This is a genomic window from Fusobacterium sp. DD2, assembly GCF_018205345.1.
Classification (GTDB): domain Bacteria; phylum Fusobacteriota; class Fusobacteriia; order Fusobacteriales; family Fusobacteriaceae; genus Fusobacterium_A.
Genome location: NZ_JADRHM010000110.1, coordinates 1 through 3,013, shown reverse-complemented (window position 1 = coordinate 3,013; position 3,013 = coordinate 1). Strand labels below are relative to the sequence as shown.

The 3,013-nt window shown below is 34.3% G+C and carries 3 protein-coding genes; all 3 read right to left on the bottom strand.

Annotated features, from left to right (window positions below; all coding sequences use genetic code 11):
• On the bottom strand, positions 1 to 989 hold a 989-nt coding region (locus IX290_RS11250), incomplete at its 3' end, for an electron transfer flavoprotein subunit alpha/FixB family protein (protein WP_211493287.1).
• A 49-nt stretch (positions 990 to 1,038) separates the two neighbouring features.
• A complete protein-coding gene (locus tag IX290_RS11245; protein WP_211493286.1) occupies positions 1,039 to 1,824 on the bottom strand; it encodes an electron transfer flavoprotein subunit beta/FixA family protein in 786 nt (261 codons plus the stop codon).
• 58 nt (positions 1,825 to 1,882) lie between these two features.
• Positions 1,883 to 3,013: acyl-CoA dehydrogenase (locus IX290_RS11240; RefSeq protein WP_211493285.1), on the bottom strand; the 1,131-nt coding region annotated here is incomplete at its 5' end.

The following is a 3,013-nucleotide window of genomic DNA, read 5'->3' as shown; positions in this document are numbered from 1 at the left end:
TTTAAAGCTTCTAATAATTGTACAGCAATTTTGTTAGCATCTCCAACGATACCTAAGTCAGCTATATTGAATATAGGTGCTTCTTTATCTTTGTTGATTGCTACGATATATTCTGATTCTTCCATTCCTGCAACGTGTTGGATTGCTCCAGAAATTCCACATGCGAAATAGATGTCAGGTCTAACTGTTTTACCAGTTTGTCCAACTTGTCTGTCATGAGAAATTAATCCAGCGTCAACTGCTGCTCTTGATGCAGATACTGTAGCTCCTAATTCTTTTGCTACTTTATCAAGTGCTGCAAAGTTTTCTGCAGTTCCGATTCCTCTTCCTCCAGATACTAGGATTTTAGCTTCTCCGATATCTACTTTGTTCTTAGTTTCTTTAACTACTTTTAGAACTTTTACTTTCATTTTTGAAGTATCTAATGTAATATCAAAGTTTTCTACTTCTGCTTTTCTTCCTACTTCTTTAGGAGCTTTTTGCATAACTCCTGGTCTTACAGTTGACATTTGAGGTCTATGGTCAGGACAAATAATTGTTGCCATTAAGTTTCCTCCAAATGCAGGTCTTGTCATTTCAAGTCCTTTTGTTTCTGGGTTGATTTCTAGTTTTGTACAGTCTGCTGTAAGTCCTGTGTTCATTCTTGATGATACTCTTGGTGCTAAGTCTCTTCCTAGAGTTGTAGCTCCAAATAGTACGATTTCAGGTTTTTTAGCATCGATTAATGCTTTGAATACTTGAGCGTAAGCTTCAGTATCATATGTTCCTAATCTTTCTTGATCTACTAATATTACTTTATCTGCTCCGTGTTCAGCTAGGTTTGTAGCTAGTCCTGCGATATTGTGTCCTATTACTACTGCTGTTACTGGAGTTTCTAATGTTTTAGCTAGTTCTTTAGCTTTTCCTACTAATTCTAGTCCAACATTTTGAAGTATCCCATCTCTTTGTTCTGCAAATACGAATATTCCTTTATAATCATTCAAATTCATTCTCTTATCTCCTTTATCCTAAGGTTATTATTATAAAGTCACTGTTATATTAGATAACAAACTTCTCTTTTAACTTTTCAACTATTAATTCTACTGCCTCTTTAGTTCCTAATTCAAATACTTTTCCTGCTTGTTTAGCACCTTTAGTAAATGATTTCTTAACTTTTGTAGGTGATCCTTTTAATCCGATTTCTTCTGGATTAATTGTGATATCATCAAATGTGAAAGTTTCAATTGGCTTATCAAATGCTTCTATGATTCCTTTTACTCTCATGTATCTTGGAGCATTTGCTTCACTTAATACAGTAACTAAAGCTGGAAGTTGTACATTTACTAAGTAATATCCATCTTCAACAACTCTTTTTATAGTTAAGCTGTTATCTTTTTCGTCATATGTCATTTCTTTTACATAAGATACTTGTGGTAATCCTAAGTGTTCAGCAATTTGTGGTCCAACTTGTGCAGTATCTCCGTCAATTGCTTGTCTTCCTGCGATTACTAGGTCTGCATCTACTTTTTTAAGTGCAGCTGCTAATGTTTTTGAAGTTGCTAAAGTATCTGCTCCTCCAAATTTTCTATCTGTTACTAGTATTGCTCTGTCTACACCCATTGCATATGCTTCTCTTAAGATAGCTTCTGCTTGAGGTGGTCCCATTGTTATAACTGTTACGTGAGCATTATATTTATCTTTTAATTTTAGTGCTTCTTCTAATCCAGCTTTATCATCTGGGTTCATTATACTAGGAACTCCATCTCTTATTAATGTTCCTGTAACTGGATCTAATTTTATTTCAGTTGTATCAGGAACTTGCTTTATACAAACTACTATTTTCATCTTGCATCCTCCATTTTTATTCCTAAACTCTTTGTCAATTTTCAATTATTTCAGGCTATTATTTTCTTAAAAGATTTCCTGAGATTACCATTCTTTGAACTTCTGATGTTCCTTCATAAATTTCAGTTATTTTTGCGTCTCTCATCATTCTTTCAACTGGATATTCTCTTGTGTATCCATATCCACCGTGTAATTGAACTGCTTTTGTAGTAACTTCCATAGCTGTTTCTGCTGCGAATAATTTAGCTCTTGCAGCATCTACTGTATATGGTAAATTGTTGCTTTCTCTCCATGCAGCTTTGTAAACAAGTAATCTTGAAGCTTCAATTTTTACTTCTAAGTCTGCTAATTGGAATTGAGTGTTTTGGAATTGTGCTATTGCTCTCTTGAATTGTTTTCTTTCCTTTACATAGTTTACAGTTTCATCTAATGCACCTTGTGCGATTCCTAGTGCTTGAGAAGCTATTCCTATTCTTCCTCCATCAAGAGTCATCATTGCAATTTTAAATCCTTTTCCGATTTGTCCTAATAGGTTATCTTTAGGGATTCTTGCATTTTCAAATATTAGTTCACAAGTTGAAGATCCTTTAATTCCAAGTTTCTTTTCTTTTTTACCAATAGTGAATCCAGGTGTTGTTGCTTCAATAATGAAAGCTGATATTCCTTTTAGTCCTAATGATTTATCTGTCATTGCGAATATTACATAAACATTTGCATATCCTGCGTTTGTTATGAATATTTTAGAACCGTTTATTACCCATTCATTTGTAGTTTCATCAAAAACAGCAGTTGTTTGTTGTCCAGCAGCATCTGTACCAGCGTTTGGTTCAGTTAATCCAAATGCTCCTATCCATTCTCCACTTGCTAATTTTGGAAGATATTTTTGTTTTTGTTCCTCTGTACCAAATTTTAATATTGGCCAAGTTCCTAATGAAGTGTGAGCAGAAACAATAACTCCAGTTGTTGCACAAACTCTAGAAAGTTCTTCTACAGCCATAGCGTACATTACATTGTCTCCACCTGCTCCTCCATATTCCTTTGGAATAGGGATTCCCATTATTCCAATTTCAGCCATTTTTTTGACTGTTTCCATTGGAAATCTTTCTTCTTCATCTACCTCAGCGGCTAGAGGTTTTACCTCTTTTTCAGCAAATTCTCTTATCATTTGTCTGAAAAGTTCATGTGTTTT